Genomic DNA, 16,310 nt, shown 5'->3' on the forward strand with positions numbered 1-16,310 from the left:
AACGGTAATACCTATATCAGCGAGCTGTGGTTTCAATTCCTCATAGGTAGGCTAAAAACCTTCATTTTTATCTCTTTTAGCCTGTTCCCGTTTTGAAGTTTCAATTCCTCATAGGTAGGCTAAAAACTTTTTGGAATTACATTTACTATTTCTTTAGATCCAAGTTTCAATTCCTCATAGGTAGGCTAAAAACTTGTACTTGTGGAGTAGCTTGTACTTGTGTTTTAGGGTTTCAATTCCTCATAGGTAGGCTAAAAACGGATAGGAAATTAGAAATCCGTAGACTTTTAGAGAGGTTTCAATTCCTCATAGGTAGGCTAAAAACAGGAGAGATTCAAATGAAATATGCGGTTATAAAAATGTTTCAATTCCTCATAGGTAGGCTAAAAACGCTGTAGTATTTAGCAAATGCTGTCTTTTGCAATGTGGTTTCAATTCCTCATAGGTAGGCTAAAAACCTTTTTCCCACCAGTATTAGCAATAGCATTGCCTTGTTTCAATTCCTCATAGGTAGGCTAAAAACAGATAACTCTATCTCCATTGCAGCCTCTTTACATTCTCTGTTTCAATTCCTCATAGGTAGGCTAAAAACAGGAGAGATTCAAATGAAATATGCGGTTATAAAAATGTTTCAATTCCTCATAGGTAGGCTAAAAACGCTGTAGTATTTAGCAAATGCTGTCTTTTGCAATGTGGTTTCAATTCCTCATAGGTAGGCTAAAAACCTTTTTCCCACCAGTATTAGCAATAGCATTGCCTTGTTTCAATTCCTCATAGGTAGGCTAAAAACAGATAACTCTATCTCCATTGCAGCCTCTTTACATTCTCTGTTTCAATTCCTCATAGGTAGGCTAAAAACTAATAGTTAGTAGTTTACAAGGTGCAACTATAAAAGGGTTTCAATTCCTCATAGGTAGGCTAAAAACGCTTTTTATCAAATTGAGGAAGGGGTCGGTATGAAAGTTTCAATTCCTCATAGGTAGGCTAAAAACCTGGCATTTCACCACCGCCTTCTAAATCATAGCCTGGGTTTCAATTCCTCATAGGTAGGCTAAAAACGAGTTTTAATTTGAGTGGTGGCAGTGTGTCATTCTGCTGTTTCAATTCCTCATAGGTAGGCTAAAAACTGAGCTTTTTGACCATCAGAACCATCATAAGGTGCAGGTTTCAATTCCTCATAGGTAGGCTAAAAACGAGTATAATTTAAAGCAATCCGACTTAGCTGAAATGATGTTTCAATTCCTCATAGGTAGGCTAAAAACCCACCTTCTTTGCATAATCATCTGATAATACTTTGAGAGTTTCAATTCCTCATAGGTAGGCTAAAAACTTCATCTTCAATTTCATTTACATAAACTGTATACATCTGTTTCAATTCCTCATAGGTAGGCTAAAAACGAATTTCAATAGCACTTCCAGCACCTCGTGTAATTATGTTTCAATTCCTCATAGGTAGGCTAAAAACATCTTACAGCACAAGATCTTTATTACAAACTCAAAGGTTTCAATTCCTCATAGGTAGGCTAAAAACATTAGATATGCCACTCCATATACTGTTTGCAATAGAAGGTTTCAATTCCTCATAGGTAGGCTAAAAACCAGGCAGTTATTACAGCAGCAGTTATTACCGGCAGATGTTTCAATTCCTCATAGGTAGGCTAAAAACTTTTGGCAATATGTTTTTCAGGCACATTTCTATTTAGTTTCAATTCCTCATAGGTAGGCTAAAAACACACAGCAATTAAGATCACTAGGAGTGATACCATAAAGTTTCAATTCCTCATAGGTAGGCTAAAAACTAATTCCTAAAACTCCAATAAATTTAACAAAAAATAGTTTCAATTCCTCATAGGTAGGCTAAAAACATCGCTCTGATGAAAATACATCTTCGACACCTTGAAGTTTCAATTCCTCATAGGTAGGCTAAAAACTCTTGTGTTTTGCAGTGCAGTTTTGTATCCTGCGCCAGTTTCAATTCCTCATAGGTAGGCTAAAAACTTAACTACAGTAGAATTAAAGGAACTCTTGTATGTCCGTTTCAATTCCTCATAGGTAGGCTAAAAACGTGGAGAAAGCTACAAGGAATGTCTCAGGAAGGCAAGTTTCAATTCCTCATAGGTAGGCTAAAAACCGAATTGGTATTGTGAGAGTTGGTCTTGTGTTGGTGCGTTTCAATTCCTCATAGGTAGGCTAAAAACCCACAAGCAGGTTTAATTATTTCTCCAGTGAAATTATGTTTCAATTCCTCATAGGTAGGCTAAAAACCCAAAATGGCACCGAGTGCCCTATCTTTTTTAAAGTTTCAATTCCTCATAGGTAGGCTAAAAACCATCTGCCAATGTGGCAAAGTTTTCTCCACGTTCTTCGTTTCAATTCCTCATAGGTAGGCTAAAAACTATTTTAGAGTGACCTAAGAGTTTCTGAATTACCTGGTTTCAATTCCTCATAGGTAGGCTAAAAACTTATGGATGCTATTAATACAGACACTTCAAAGACTGCGTTTCAATTCCTCATAGGTAGGCTAAAAACCCAACCAGAACCTTGCCGTTTACGTCGGTACGGACGGGTTTCAATTCCTCATAGGTAGGCTAAAAACAGGTGGTGTAGGGCTTGGTTTCTACTTGCAAACGAGGTTTCAATTCCTCATAGGTAGGCTAAAAACGCTGCCCTTACCGATGTACTGACTGCAAAGTTCGGCGTTTCAATTCCTCATAGGTAGGCTAAAAACGTGGCACTAAAAAACTTGAGAAGCAAGAAGAAGAAATGTTTCAATTCCTCATAGGTAGGCTAAAAACAAACATGAGAATGTTACAGAAGAATTTGAAGAAAATTGTTTCAATTCCTCATAGGTAGGCTAAAAACATGAAAAAACTTGACAAAGCACAATATTATAAAGACTGTTTCAATTCCTCATAGGTAGGCTAAAAACTTTTGGCATTTTGATCTAATAATTGAGTTTCAGACGTGTTTCAATTCCTCATAGGTAGGCTAAAAACGAGCCATCTCCGTTTTGCAGTATTTTACATTTTTCGAGTTTCAATTCCTCATAGGTAGGCTAAAAACATAGTATATTTTCCTGATACTCCATCATTTGGGTAATCGTTTCAATTCCTCATAGGTAGGCTAAAAACTTCTCAATCCGTTGTTTCACAAAATTCAGCACTCGCTGAGTTTCAATTCCTCATAGGTAGGCTAAAAACTCACTATTTGCTTCTTTGCTTGCATCAACTCCTATCAGTTTCAATTCCTCATAGGTAGGCTAAAAACTATTAATGTGTTTTATTTTAATTGTATTCATTGAATAGGTTTCAATTCCTCATAGGTAGGCTAAAAACGCCGATGGGGTTACATTATTTAGTGAATAATTATAAGAGTTTCAATTCCTCATAGGTAGGCTAAAAACATGAAAAAACTTGACAAAGCACAATATTATAAAGACTGTTTCAATTCCTCATAGGTAGGCTAAAAACATAAATGCAGAAGATACTATTGCTCGATTTAGTAAAAGTTTCAATTCCTCATAGGTAGGCTAAAAACATAATAACCTATTGCAATTTAAAAACGATATGCTAGTTTCAATTCCTCATAGGTAGGCTAAAAACTCAATAAAAGATGCAGTCAAAACCATTTTTGGCGGCGGTTTCAATTCCTCATAGGTAGGCTAAAAACTTTCAAATGGGCGAAGATGCACGACACTTTTAAGGTGTGTTTCAATTCCTCATAGGTAGGCTAAAAACGATATATCACATAAATTCAATATAGCCAACATAAAAAGTTTCAATTCCTCATAGGTAGGCTAAAAACTAAGTTTGCAACTGCATTCTTAAGCTCGATCAAGTTGGTTTCAATTCCTCATAGGTAGGCTAAAAACCAACTTTATATCATCAATTCTTTCAAAAATTTGTTGTTTCAATTCCTCATAGGTAGGCTAAAAACCTTTCCCATGTAGTAGGACGTAGATCCAACTTCTTAGTTTCAATTCCTCATAGGTAGGCTAAAAACGTGGCAGGCAAAACAAAATGGGAGTTTGCAACGACTGTTTCAATTCCTCATAGGTAGGCTAAAAACTGGATATAAAATCTGTTGATCCGTCCATCTTTGAAAATGTTTCAATTCCTCATAGGTAGGCTAAAAACTTGTTCCAGCACTGACGACATTTTCTACTTGTTGAGTTTCAATTCCTCATAGGTAGGCTAAAAACTGGATAAAAGGAATATCAAAAAAAGTGCTTATGTATGGTTTCAATTCCTCATAGGTAGGCTAAAAACCTAGTATACAAAAAATAATTTGAAAGGGGTTATTAAAAAAGTTTCAATTCCTCATAGGTAGGCTAAAAACATGATACTCTTAAACCCGAGCCTAAGAGCATCATCTATGTTTCAATTCCTCATAGGTAGGCTAAAAACGATATTGCAAAAAATCAAAACACTACAAATAATCAAAAGTTTCAATTCCTCATAGGTAGGCTAAAAACTATGTAGGCGATCTGCCCGCTCAAGGAAGTGTTAATGTTTCAATTCCTCATAGGTAGGCTAAAAACCCATTTATTCCACCTTCCTTCCTGTCAAATTAGCTTCGTTTCAATTCCTCATAGGTAGGCTAAAAACAGGCCGTTATAGTCGTAGAGCCATTTGCAGGCACTGGTTTCAATTCCTCATAGGTAGGCTAAAAACACACTGTTGACACAAAATATATAACTCTATGCACTGTAGTTTCAATTCCTCATAGGTAGGCTAAAAACCCTGCAAAAGCAGGAAATAAAATTAAAAGAAAGGGGAAAGTTTCAATTCCTCATAGGTAGGCTAAAAACAAATAATGTTAAATGTCCTCAATGTGGCAAAGAATTGTTTCAATTCCTCATAGGTAGGCTAAAAACTAGATACACAAGTCGTCCCCCCTTTCAATATCGGCCAGTTTCAATTCCTCATAGGTAGGCTAAAAACTTGTGGAGACTTACCTTCTTTAATTTTTTCATTGTAGTTTCAATTCCTCATAGGTAGGCTAAAAACGTTCTGTATGTAATCGCCCAATGCGAGATAAGCCAGTTTCAATTCCTCATAGGTAGGCTAAAAACGTGTCACATACGCCATTATTCCACCTTCCTTCCAGGTTTCAATTCCTCATAGGTAGGCTAAAAACTTAATATAGATTTAACGGCATTGCCAGAATTGACGAAGTTTCAATTCCTCATAGGTAGGCTAAAAACGGGCAACTAACAGCAGCATTTAACGAGATAGACGCATGTTTCAATTCCTCATAGGTAGGCTAAAAACGACTTGAAATGTAGTTATGAAGCAGGTTTCATTGATTGTTTCAATTCCTCATAGGTAGGCTAAAAACAAAGATAGAAGATATTGAAGGATATACAGAAGCAAAGTTTCAATTCCTCATAGGTAGGCTAAAAACTCGTTCACATCCTTCTACAAAGCCATTCTCTTTATGCAAAGAACAAAGATCATGTCAAACTATCACACTTGATAATACCGCAAATGCCCATCTCTTTTGATAAAAGCTTAAAAGATAAATACCTAAAATGTCGTCGGTGCTCAGCACTTTCTGCATTATCTAAGGTAGACGACAAATTATTACTTAATGCAACAACTTTATATAAATATATTCTACATAATTCTTCAAATTCCTCTTTATACTATTTCACTTTTATTAGTTGTTTTTTATTTTCGTTCACGAATTGGTTATAAATTATTCACAGCTTGTTTACAATTTATGATACAATAAGTAGTACATCTGACAACACATCATCAACACAAGCTGTGTGCTATTTCAAATACTTTTTCGTGTATTTTTTCGACAATGTTAGGTTTTCTGCTTATGTCTTATATTTTTGTGCTTTTTCTATATTTGTTGATTTCATGATAAAGACAGTCTTTTTCTATATGCTGATTTACAAATAACCTTCCTATGACAGTTCTATCCTATTTCATTACACCGTATACGGCTTTGTGAACCTACTCCATCCTATAGAGGATGGAACTTCCTACTTCATAGACCATTGCCTGCTGTTATTCGTATCAGGTCTTACACAATCTCCATAGGCGTAATTTCGGGAGGAACCTTCCCTACAAAAATATTACTCTTAGGCTGTTATGCCTAATTGTCTTAATCCTTCATACAACACATTTATCGCTGCATTTACATCTCTATCTATCTCTAATCCGCACTCACATTTGTGTACTCTTACTGATAAGTCTTTTTCTACTATTCTTCCACATCCTGAGCATCTTTGAGATGTATATGCTGGATTTACTTTTATGAATATTTTTCCTTCTTTTTCCGCTTTATATTCTAAAAATGCATCTAACATTCCCCATCCTGCATTTGCTATTGATTTTGCAAGTTTATGATTTTTCATCATATTTTTTACTTGCAAATCTTCAACACATATAATGTCATTATGTTTTACTATGTTATAGCTTATCTTGTGGAGATAGTCTCTTCTCTGATTTGCTACTTTTTCATGAAGTTTCGCTAATCTTTTCTTTTGCTTTTCTCTGTTTTTGCTTCCTTTCTTTTTTCTTGATAATTGCCTTTGTGCTTTTTTTAGTTTCTTCTCTGATTTTTGTAGCCATCTAGGATTTGAGTATAATTCTCCGTCTGATGTTGCAGCTATTGAGTTTATTCCTTTGTCTATTCCTATTGCTTTTTCTCTTATAACTGGTTTTTCTTTTTCTTCTTCTACTTCAATTGACAGGTTGATATACCACTTTCCAGCATGGTATTTTATGTTTATTGTTTTGACTTTTGTTGAATCAAAATTTCTGTGTGCTTTGATTTTTATATGCCCTATATTTTTTATATATACATATCCTTCTTTCCCAAAGTTTCTTTTTGATTCGCATTGTGGAAGTGTTATAGATGTGTAGTGGTATTTGTCTTTGAATTTAGGATATTTTGCTCTTTTGTCAAAGAAGTTTTTATATGCTCTATCTAATCTTCTCAACACATCCTGTAATATCTGCGATTGTACTAATTTGTATTCTGGATGTTCTTTTTGTATTTTGGAAGCATATTTTGCTGTTCTTCGTATGTAAGTCCTTTGCCATATTCTTTATAATGTTTTATTCTTTGGTCTAGTGAGTAATTATATAATTTGCGGCAAAGATACAATGTATAAAAGAGTTTTTCTTCTTGCTCTTTTGTTGGTTCTATGAGAAAATGCTGACATATCATCATTTTTTCTCACCTTGGCTTTCTACGATAAAATTTTCTGCATCTATTATGACATATTATTCTATGGCAGACAATAGAAATTCATCTCCCACCTATAGAGGATGGGAGACTTCTTTCAAGCCTTCGTTAAACAAATCTTGATAATAATTATTGTCTGTCATATAAAACAATCCCTTTTCTCTTTTCTAATAGTCAAATACCGGTTTTAAATCAATTATAAGATCATCAAAAATAGTTACCTTAACTTTATCTTCGTCAGCATATATTTCAGGTCTTCCGTATCTTTTACTATCTTGTAAAGCAAACACACTTACAATTTTCCCTTCCGGCTCCACTATCCAATATTCTTTAACACCGGCTTTTTCATATATATTAAATTTTTCTAATCTATCACGCCTCATACTTGATGACGATACAATCTCTACAATCAATTCAGGCGTACCATAATATCCAGTCTTTCGCAATCCAGATCTATCGCACACAATAACTATATCAGGCTGTAGGACATTAGTCACATCATCATCGTTTTGCTTATTATCCTCCGGCAGACGTAAATCAAAAGGTGAAGTGAATACCATGCAAGTCTTATTTCGCAAATAATTTGCAAACTGTCTTGATAGCTCCATTAATATCGCTTGATGCTGCCATGTTGGTGCTGCCTGCATATATGGAACACCATCAATTATCTCATACCTTTCTCCTTCTGGCCACGTCAAATAATCAGCATAAGTATATTTCTTATTTTCTTTTGGTAGTGGCATATATGCCCCTCCTTGTATAAAACTTTTATCTGGCATTTATAATTAAGTTAAACTTATGCTCTTTCCGTTAATACAAAATTCGCATTCACTTAAAACATACCTACATATTCACCATATATAGTATAAAAATGTGGTAGTAATATATCCGAATTTTCTTGAAATATTATACTACTTATATTATATCATAAAGGTCCATTTAAATGTTATTCTTTCTAAATATTATAAAATCGTGATTTTTGATTTAAGCAAAGCGAAAGTGAAAAATTCGTAACTGCTTTTATAACATAATCATATTTTATTTTCTTCACTATCCTATAGATTCCTTGATAGATCTTCTAAGAGCCTAGAAGTAACACTTAATTCCTCTATGGAAGAAGTAATTTCTTCAAAGGCGGCAGCTTGGGTCTCAAAAAATGAACTTGATTCATTTATTTTGTTAGAAATACTTTTTATAGATTCCTGTATTTTCTCTAATACTGAGTCTATTTTACTTATAGATTCACTACTGGTACTAGATAGCTTTCGTATTTCCTCAGCAACTACACTAAAGCCTTTCCCCATTTCACCAGCTCTAGCGGCTTCAATGGCTGCATTTAGTCCCAATAAATTAGTTTGTTTAGAAATGTTTTGAACAAAATTTAAAATATCATCAGTACCTTTTGTATTTTCAATAGCTTTATCTACTTCTTCTAATATCTTAGTATTGGAATTAACTACAATTTCAACTCCAGAGGAAACCTCTTGAATAGCTGAAGATATTTGTTCAAGTGATGCTGCCAGATTTTCTGATAGTGACAATACTTTATGTCTTTTTTCTAAACTTTTTCCCATAAGAAAAACTCCAATTACAGCATTATCATAATCTTTTATAGGGATGGCATATGATTTAAATGGTACTCCATATACTTCTTTAGGTACATCTTTTATGATGTAGTTTCCAGTTCTAAGGGCTTCAAAGGCTGCACCACCTTCTGGAATTGCATCACCTACTTCTGCATTAATAGGAAGCTCATCACAATTTTGTATTTCTAAATACTTTTCATTATCTACAATGGCAAAAGATACGCTATCCTCAAAAAGCATAGGTAAAAAAGCTGTTAATTTATGAAAAAAGTCAAGCATTTCATCTTTAGATATAGTTATCAATTTTAGTCCTCCTTAATACGTTAATTTTTTAACTTATAAATAGACTCTATAATAAATTATATAAAATTAACGACTTTTGTCAAAAAAACCATTTCCAAATTCAACATACATAAAAGATTGTAGAGCAAAATTTATGCCCAAATCTTTTAATTCCACATAGATAGGCTAAAAACTTATTCTTATCCTTCTTTACTGCAAAAGTCATGATAAAATCCTGAATGGCAAATTTTACTAACAAAAAACCACTCACATTTTTAGGTGAGTGATTATACTCATTCATTTTGACTATATGTTTTTTTAACCTTTAAACCCTTCAATTTACTAATTTGGTAGCGGCGAGTGGAGTCGAACCACCGACACTGCGGGTATGAACCGCATGCTCTAGCCAACTGAGCTACGCCGCCATGTTTGGTTGCGGGGGCAGGACTTGAACCTGCGACCTCCGGGTTATGAGCCCGACGAGCTGCCAACTGCTCCACCCCGCGATGTATTATTCAATTGGTGCCGGAGACCGGAATCGAACCGGTACGAGCTTTAAAGGCCCGCAGGATTTTAAGTCCTGTGCGTCTGCCAGTTCCGCCACTCCGGCAATCACATTTATCAGCGACATCATTAATTATATTACATAAAACAGTATTAGTCAATACCCTTATGGATATATTATTTACACACAACGCTATTAATTATTTATCTTTACCATCATTACCTCTTATAAATTTTTCTACTACAGCACCTTCTAAATTATCCCACTCACTTACAGTAATGGAAGTGCAATTCAAAAGCTCTAATACCGTATAAACTATTATTGTACCTGCAACTATAATATCTGCTCTTTCTGGTTGCAAGCCATTTAACAGCTTTCTTTCATTAAAGCTTAAAGACATCATTAAGTCAAGCAGCCTTTTTATCTCGCCCTTTTTAAGCACATATCCATGAATCAATTCTCTCGAATATATCCTTAAATCCTGTGACATAGCTGCAAGCGTCGTTATCGTACCACCTATCCCGACTATCTCTTTAGGCATATCTTGATTATCGCTGATAAATGGTGTAAGCATATCAGTTATATAAAGCCTTATGTTATTGTACTCGTCAACCGAAATAGGATCGCTTTTTATAAATTTTTCCGTAAGTCTGACTGCACCGATGTCAAAACTTCTTTTTATAAGATCATCTTTGAAATAAGAAAATTCAGTACTGCCACCACCCACATCCATTACCAGCACATCATTCTTTTTTATTCCATACGACGCCCCTAGATGTCCATAAAGGCTTTCTGTCTCACCATCGATTATATCCACATCCAAACCAATATTTAATAGTTCATCAATAAAATAACTGGAATTCTTAGCATCCCTTACGGCTGATGTGGCAAAAGCATATATGCTCTGCGATTTGTAATTTTTCGCATCATCCAAATATTCTTTTATCGTGTTTACACTTCTTGCAATTGCATCATTATTTAATTTGCCGCTTTTAGAGACAGATTCACCAAGCCTTGTTATTTTTACATCCTTCTTTATTTGCCTTATTTCACCATTTTCCACATCACATATAAGATGACGTATTGAATTCGTTCCTATATCGATAACAGAGCACCTCATAATAGTCCTCCCAAATAAAAACCTTCGGGCTATACCCGAAGTTATTAATAATTAGCGTTCCTCTTATAGCCGCCGCCTCTTCGCTTTGAATCAAAATTCTTCTTAAGCTGCTGCTGTCTTTCATCCGAGTCTTTTAGAAATTTCGATATTCTCTCTTCAAAAGATATATTATTATTCCGATTGCTATAGCTTTCGTTCTCATAGCCCTTATTGCTTTTTATTGGTTTTGGCTTTGGCAAAGCCTTTTTTATTGACAAGCTTATTCTCCCGCCCTTATCCATAGAAAGAATTTTTACTTTTACTTTATCATTCTCCTTTAAAAACTCGTTGATATCTTTAACATAGGTGTTAGCAACCTCTGATATATGAACTAAACCTGTCTTGCCTTCTGGTAATTGAACAAACGCTCCAAAATCTGTGATATTTAGAACAGTTCCTTCAACTACCTCTCCTACCTGAAATGGCATATAAATGTTTATCCTCCCTTTGATTTATTTGATTACTAATATGTTTATTATATATTAAAAAGTTCATTCTATCAAGCATCTTAAAAAATTCTTATTCTAATTTGACGAATCTTTGCTATCTTTAGCCGTATCTACAAACATAATCTCTCCTTTTTTTACAAGCCCTAATTTTTGTCTTGCCTCATTCTCTATAAATTCGTTTGTCTTAATATATTTTATCTGATTATTTAATCTTTTATTCTCCTCTTCAGCAGCATTCACTTTAGAAGTAACCGCATTTAACCTATTGTCTAAAATATTCAAAGTGATTTGTTGTTTTACGAACGTAAATGCGACATATACGACAAAAAGAAGTAACAATATTGTTTTAAATTTAATTTTATTTCTTCCCTTCATGACTTCAACAAACCTTTCAAAGTATTTTTGTTTTTTATTGTTTTAAAAATATATTCGACATCGCAACTAAAAATCCTTTATTTTTTTTTCTTAAAAATATTAAAATGTGATATTATGTTGTAAACTAGTTTGGCAGGTATGCCGAGCATTTTTGAGAAATATCTGATTGGCATAATCAGCATATTATATGTAGCTACAAGCGGATATGTTACAATTCTATATATCTTTATAAATATATTTTTTGCAATTCTATAAACAAGCAGCAATAGCCTTATAACAAAAGGGCTTAACAGTATATTGTATAAAAGTATACCAATTATGAATCCAAGAAATGAATAAAATCTCATTTCAGCATAGTTGCTTATGTATAAAAAAAATATAAAGACAATTGTTCCTAATATCCAAAAAATAATGTCTCCTATATCTGTCGCAAGTCTATTAGGTTTTAATATAATCCTTATGACCTTATATACATCGTATAAAATAGCAATTATCATGCCACCATATAACATGACAAGAAATGAATAAAGCTGGCTTTGTACATTCATTACCATTTACATTATACCTCCTCATATTATATTATATTTATATGAGATTTTGATATGATTCTTTAATACGCCAACCAATATTTATGTTAAATTTCCCTAAATCTCAGTGATTCTACTATTTATTAAAAATCATAATAAAATCTAAACAAAGGAGAAATTAAATATGAGTGTTGTATTTGTTTCAGGACATAAAAATCCAGATACTGATTCAATTTGTTCAGCAATAGCATATGCTGATTTAAAAAGGAAAGCCGATAAAATAGATGCTATTCCTGTAAGGCTAGGCCCTATTAACAGGGAAACAGAATTTGTATTAAACTATTTTAATGTAAAAGAACCACTATTGATAGACAATGTATTTACACAGGTTGGCGACATTGCTTATGATAAACCTCTTACTATAAGTGAAAAAGCACCTATGTATGAGGCATGGAATGTACTATTAAACAATAACTCTAAAACTATAATAGTAGTAGATGATGAAAATAAACTAAAAGGCATCGCTACAATGGGGGATCTTGCAAAAGCATACTTAACATCGTCTCATGAATTATCAAATTACAATATTCCTGTTGAGAATATTATAAAGACGCTAAATGGAAAAATAATTGTAAGAAATGAGGAATTCATAAGAGGCGATATAATTGTAGCTGCCATGCAGACAGAGAGCGTCGTAAGCAGAATAAAGTCAGGTATGACGCTGATTGTAGGAAACAGGGAAAATATTCAATTGGAGTCCATAAGAAAAGGTGCCAAAACCATCATAATCACTGGAGGTGAAGAACCGTCAAAGGCAGTAATAAACGAAGCTGAAAAATTTAGTTCAACATTAATAGTCGTACCTTGCGATACATTTGACACTATAAAGCTAATAAACCAGTGCCTCCCTGTGTCCCTTATAATGATTAAAGACGATATTGTCACTTTTAAAGACAGTGATTACATAGACGATATCAGACAAACTATGTTAAAATACAGGTACAGAAATTTCCCTATTGTAGATGATAACGGAAAAATATTGGGACTTTTAGCAAGACGGCACATATTAGACTACGATAGAAAAAAAATAATACTTGTTGATCACAACGAATTATCACAAGCCGTAGATGGAATAGAAGATGCAATAATTCTCGAAATTATTGACCATCACAGAGTAGGTGGCATTGAAACAAATCAACCAATACTGTTTAGAAACCAGCCTGTAGGCTGTTCTTCTACAATCATTAACAAGATATATGAAGAAAGAGGAATAACACCTGATAAACATATAGCAGGGCTTATGTGTGCTGCAATTCTATCAGACACACTTGTATTTAAATCACCAACATGTACCCCTGAGGATATAAGGGCCGCAAAAAAATTATCTGAAATAGCAGGAATTGATATAGAATCTTTCGGCAAAAAAATGTTTGAAGCTGGAACATCGCTAAAAGGCAAAACTGTAGATGAAATATTCTATATGGATTTTAAAGAATTTTTAATCGGAGACTTTAAAATTGGTATAGGACAGGTAAACACCCTGTCAAGCATTGGAAACCTTAAAAATGATCTTCTTAAATTTATGGAAGAAGAAAGGAAAAACAAAAACTTTGATATGTTATTGCTTATGCTTACAGATATTATAAATGAAGGATCTTTGTTTTTATTTGCAGGCAATCACAAAGATCTATTGGAAAGAGCATTCAATATAAGTATAGACGACAACAATTTTTACCTGCCGTATGTTATATCGAGAAAAAAGCAAGTTGTACCACCAATAGCAAAAGCGATAAACTCAAATTAGTTTATCGCTTTTGTTTTAGATAATCTATGATATCTTCAAAATTTTCAAAAGGTATGTATGAAATATTATTTTCTTCACAATATTTTTTAAGTACGTCTTTGGCAAACAACTTATCAGCATATTGTGATACGCAAATATCTGAGTAACCATCACCAATAAAAATAATTTCTGAACTTTCCCTTTTGTACTTTTTTAAAACTTCCAGCTTGCAAGATCCACATTTGTCACAATCAGGAGACGTATTAAATGATGCAACAATCTTGCCATCGCAAAAATCCAGCTTATTGCTGTAATAATCAATGTTTATATTGTATTTTTTTAAAATAGTCTTTATATTAAAATCATACCCATCACTTACTATAACAATTTTATAACCACGGTCATTGCAAAAATCAATAAAATCTTTAAAATAACTGTCAATTTCTATATTGTCAAGCAATGTTTTTAACTTTTTTTCATCCATGTCCATAAGCTTAAATGTCTCTAATGCACATTCTTCTGTGGTTATTTTGCCTTCTTCCCAGTCTTTTTCTATATCCTGCCATCCATCCTTTGCAAAGACTTTTACCATTGCATAGCACGTGTCTTCCTTTGTTATCGTACCATCAAAATCTACAAGTACATAAGTATCCATAAAGCATATCCCCTTTAAATCATATATTATTATAATAATACATGATTTAGGGCGTCTGTTCAATTATTATCTCACCTAAACATTCTGCTTAAAAATCCGCCAGATTTCCCAATTATTCCACTCCTATCACTGTATGTAATACTTATGAGTTCGCCATCTATCGATACATTGCCGTCATCTAAATTCAGCTTATTTATGTGAAGTTCTTGTCCTTTAATTGTCAAAAGGCCCATTGACGTCTCAAGCACAACAGTCTCATCGTCAAAGCTTACAACATTGTCTACTCCTGTTATCTGCATCTTTTCTCTGTTTTGCACAGAAATATTTTGTGCCTTATTGGTGTTTGTCCCTCTTCTATCATCCATCATAACACCTCCTCTTTTAGAATAATTTTATGTCCATTATGTGATTTTTAGAACTTAAAAGAGAGCTTTTTAGGCTCTCTTCATTTCCAAAGCTTCACAATATTTAAATTTTTAAAGTAATGCATGATAATGTCGTTTGCCTTTACACCGTCTTTTGCCATCTGATATGCTCCCCATTGGGACATGCCAACACCATGTCCAAAGCCTCTTCCTTTTATCGTTAAATTATTGCCATCAAATCTGACACTATCAAGCATTGTAGACTTCATCTTCTCGCTTCCAATGGCAATTCTAAAATCCGGCGCATTTACAGGTATTTTATCGAAATTAAGATTAATAGTTCTTCCAGATATGCCTTTTGTCCCTATTTTTACTGTGCTAAAATCATTAATGTTTACGCCCATTTTATTCAACGCATTCAAAACTTCCTGCTTTGTAAATGTGTAAGTCCAATGCTTGATATTTGCCGGCGCATCTTTGCTATCGTTAGACTTAACACTTTCAATATATGGAGGCTCTGGTTTTTTGTAGTTTAATCCTTCTTTCGCTAATGCAGTCCTTCCTGCCGCATATGAGTGAAACCACGCATCTATATATTTTCCATCGTATACTGCCACCAATCCTCTTGTCTCATTTACAGCTTTTTTTATATTTGAATTGATATTGGCCGGATTCCATGCCTGTGCTTCTTCAAAATCAGTCGATATATCAGCATCATCGTATTTAGACTTTCTAGTATCAACAAAATTCAACACATAACTTCTTGCTAAAATAGCCTGCGCTTTTAAAGCCTCTATAGGCCAATCGTTTTTGATTTCACCTGCCACTGTACCCATAACATATTGCTCTAAAGGCATTGTCTCAATCTTTCCTGTTTTTGCTATATAAACTTTTAAAATCGGTTCTTTTTTTATACCACGGCTGATTTTAGCCGGTATCTTAGGCAGAGATACTTGTTGTTTTGTATTTGGCGACGGCCTCTTTGACGGAGCAGCACACGATGTCGCAATAATCATAAAAGCCAAAAATAACAAAAATACTTTTATTTTAGCCTTCAAAAAAATCCCTCCCATACAATATCCGTTCCTATCTTAGTATGTGAAGGATTATACATTTTAATTCTATATAAATCATGAAAGACTATATGAGCCTATACATTTTCTCAGCATCTTCTTTTAACGCATGCTCTTTTAAATCTAAAACTTCTGCCTTTATCACTCTGGTCCCAAAATTTATCTCTATGATATCGCCAACTTTTAAAATATCACCTGCTTTTGCCACCTTGCCATTTACCGATACCATTCCTTTGTCACAGGCTTCTTTTGCCACTGTCCTTCTTTTTATAATCCTTGACAATTTCAAAAACTTATCAAGCCTCATTTTATCGTCCCCCAAAAAAGATAATCAGGTCATATGAC

Annotated in this window: 11 protein-coding genes, 3 tRNA genes, 1 pseudogene and 1 CRISPR repeat array (1 of these 16 cut by a window edge); of the genes and pseudogenes, 1 reads left to right on the forward strand and 14 read right to left on the reverse strand. The window is 33.8% G+C overall.

Annotated features, from left to right (window positions below):
* Window positions 1-5,406: a CRISPR direct-repeat array (repeat unit 30 nt; unit sequence GTTTCAATTCCTCATAGGTAGGCTAAAAAC); it begins 1,173 nt to the left of the window's first position.
* A 688-nt stretch (window positions 5,407-6,094) separates the two neighbouring features.
* From Q2T46_RS07175 to yabQ, 10 genes and pseudogenes are all read right to left on the reverse strand, one after another.
* Window positions 6,095-7,191, reverse strand: a pseudogene (locus Q2T46_RS07175) (RNA-guided endonuclease InsQ/TnpB family protein).
* Window positions 7,192-7,373: 182 nt separating this feature from the next.
* On the reverse strand, window positions 7,374-7,949 hold the full coding sequence (locus Q2T46_RS07185; RefSeq protein ID WP_303263599.1) for a Uma2 family endonuclease: 576 nt from the start codon (window positions 7,947-7,949) through the stop codon (window positions 7,374-7,376).
* A gap of 312 nt (window positions 7,950-8,261) precedes the next feature.
* Complete coding sequence (locus Q2T46_RS07190) at window positions 8,262-9,071, reverse strand: methyl-accepting chemotaxis protein (protein ID WP_399388562.1); 810 nt, start codon at window positions 9,069-9,071, stop codon at window positions 8,262-8,264.
* Window positions 9,072-9,422: 351 nt separating this feature from the next.
* Window positions 9,423-9,499: transfer RNA gene (locus Q2T46_RS07195), tRNA-Met, on the reverse strand.
* Window positions 9,500-9,504: 5 nt separating this feature from the next.
* Window positions 9,505-9,580, reverse strand: a tRNA-Met gene (locus tag Q2T46_RS07200).
* A gap of 14 nt (window positions 9,581-9,594) precedes the next feature.
* Window positions 9,595-9,684 (reverse strand) — tRNA-Leu (locus Q2T46_RS07205).
* Window positions 9,685-9,778: 94 nt separating this feature from the next.
* Entirely contained in the window at window positions 9,779-10,699 is a 921-nt protein-coding gene (locus Q2T46_RS07210) for a Ppx/GppA phosphatase family protein (RefSeq protein ID WP_303263597.1), read from the reverse strand.
* A 44-nt stretch (window positions 10,700-10,743) separates the two neighbouring features.
* Window positions 10,744-11,166, reverse strand: coding sequence for a S1 domain-containing RNA-binding protein (locus tag Q2T46_RS07215; protein ID WP_303263596.1), 423 nt, complete (start codon window positions 11,164-11,166; stop codon window positions 10,744-10,746).
* A gap of 96 nt (window positions 11,167-11,262) precedes the next feature.
* The gene (locus Q2T46_RS07220; RefSeq protein WP_303263595.1) at window positions 11,263-11,562 is read right to left on the reverse strand and encodes a septum formation initiator family protein; all 300 of its coding nucleotides are present in this window, start codon (window positions 11,560-11,562) and stop codon (window positions 11,263-11,265) included.
* 77 nt (window positions 11,563-11,639) lie between these two features.
* Entirely contained in the window at window positions 11,640-12,116 is a 477-nt protein-coding gene (yabQ, locus tag Q2T46_RS07225; RefSeq protein ID WP_303263594.1) for a spore cortex biosynthesis protein YabQ, read from the reverse strand.
* Window positions 12,117-12,273: 157 nt separating this feature from the next.
* Between yabQ and Q2T46_RS07230 the strand changes: the two genes are divergently transcribed.
* On the forward strand, window positions 12,274-13,893 hold the full coding sequence (locus Q2T46_RS07230) for a putative manganese-dependent inorganic diphosphatase (RefSeq protein ID WP_303263593.1): 1,620 nt from the start codon (window positions 12,274-12,276) through the stop codon (window positions 13,891-13,893).
* 1 nt (window position 13,894) lies between these two features.
* Here the strand turns inward: Q2T46_RS07230 and Q2T46_RS07235 are convergent, their stop codons facing one another.
* From Q2T46_RS07235 to Q2T46_RS07250, 4 genes are all read right to left on the reverse strand, one after another.
* The gene (locus Q2T46_RS07235) at window positions 13,895-14,527 is read right to left on the reverse strand and encodes an MtnX-like HAD-IB family phosphatase (protein ID WP_303263592.1); all 633 of its coding nucleotides are present in this window, start codon (window positions 14,525-14,527) and stop codon (window positions 13,895-13,897) included.
* Window positions 14,528-14,598: 71 nt separating this feature from the next.
* Window positions 14,599-14,895 carry a sporulation protein YabP gene (yabP, locus tag Q2T46_RS07240; RefSeq protein ID WP_399388431.1) on the reverse strand — a complete coding sequence of 99 codons (297 nt, stop codon included), beginning with the start codon at window positions 14,893-14,895 and terminating at the stop codon, window positions 14,599-14,601.
* Between the two features lie 77 nt (window positions 14,896-14,972).
* Window positions 14,973-15,908, reverse strand: a complete 936-nt coding sequence (locus tag Q2T46_RS07245) for a SpoIID/LytB domain-containing protein (RefSeq protein WP_311062418.1) — start codon at window positions 15,906-15,908, stop codon at window positions 14,973-14,975.
* Window positions 15,909-16,032: 124 nt separating this feature from the next.
* Window positions 16,033-16,272, reverse strand: a complete 240-nt coding sequence (locus Q2T46_RS07250; RefSeq protein WP_303263588.1) for an RNA-binding S4 domain-containing protein — start codon at window positions 16,270-16,272, stop codon at window positions 16,033-16,035.
* Between the last annotated feature and the right edge of the window lie 38 nt (window positions 16,273-16,310).

Origin of the sequence: Thermoanaerobacterium sp. CMT5567-10, from assembly GCF_030534315.2 — a bacterium.
GTDB lineage: Bacteria > Bacillota > Thermoanaerobacteria > Thermoanaerobacterales > Thermoanaerobacteraceae > Thermoanaerobacterium.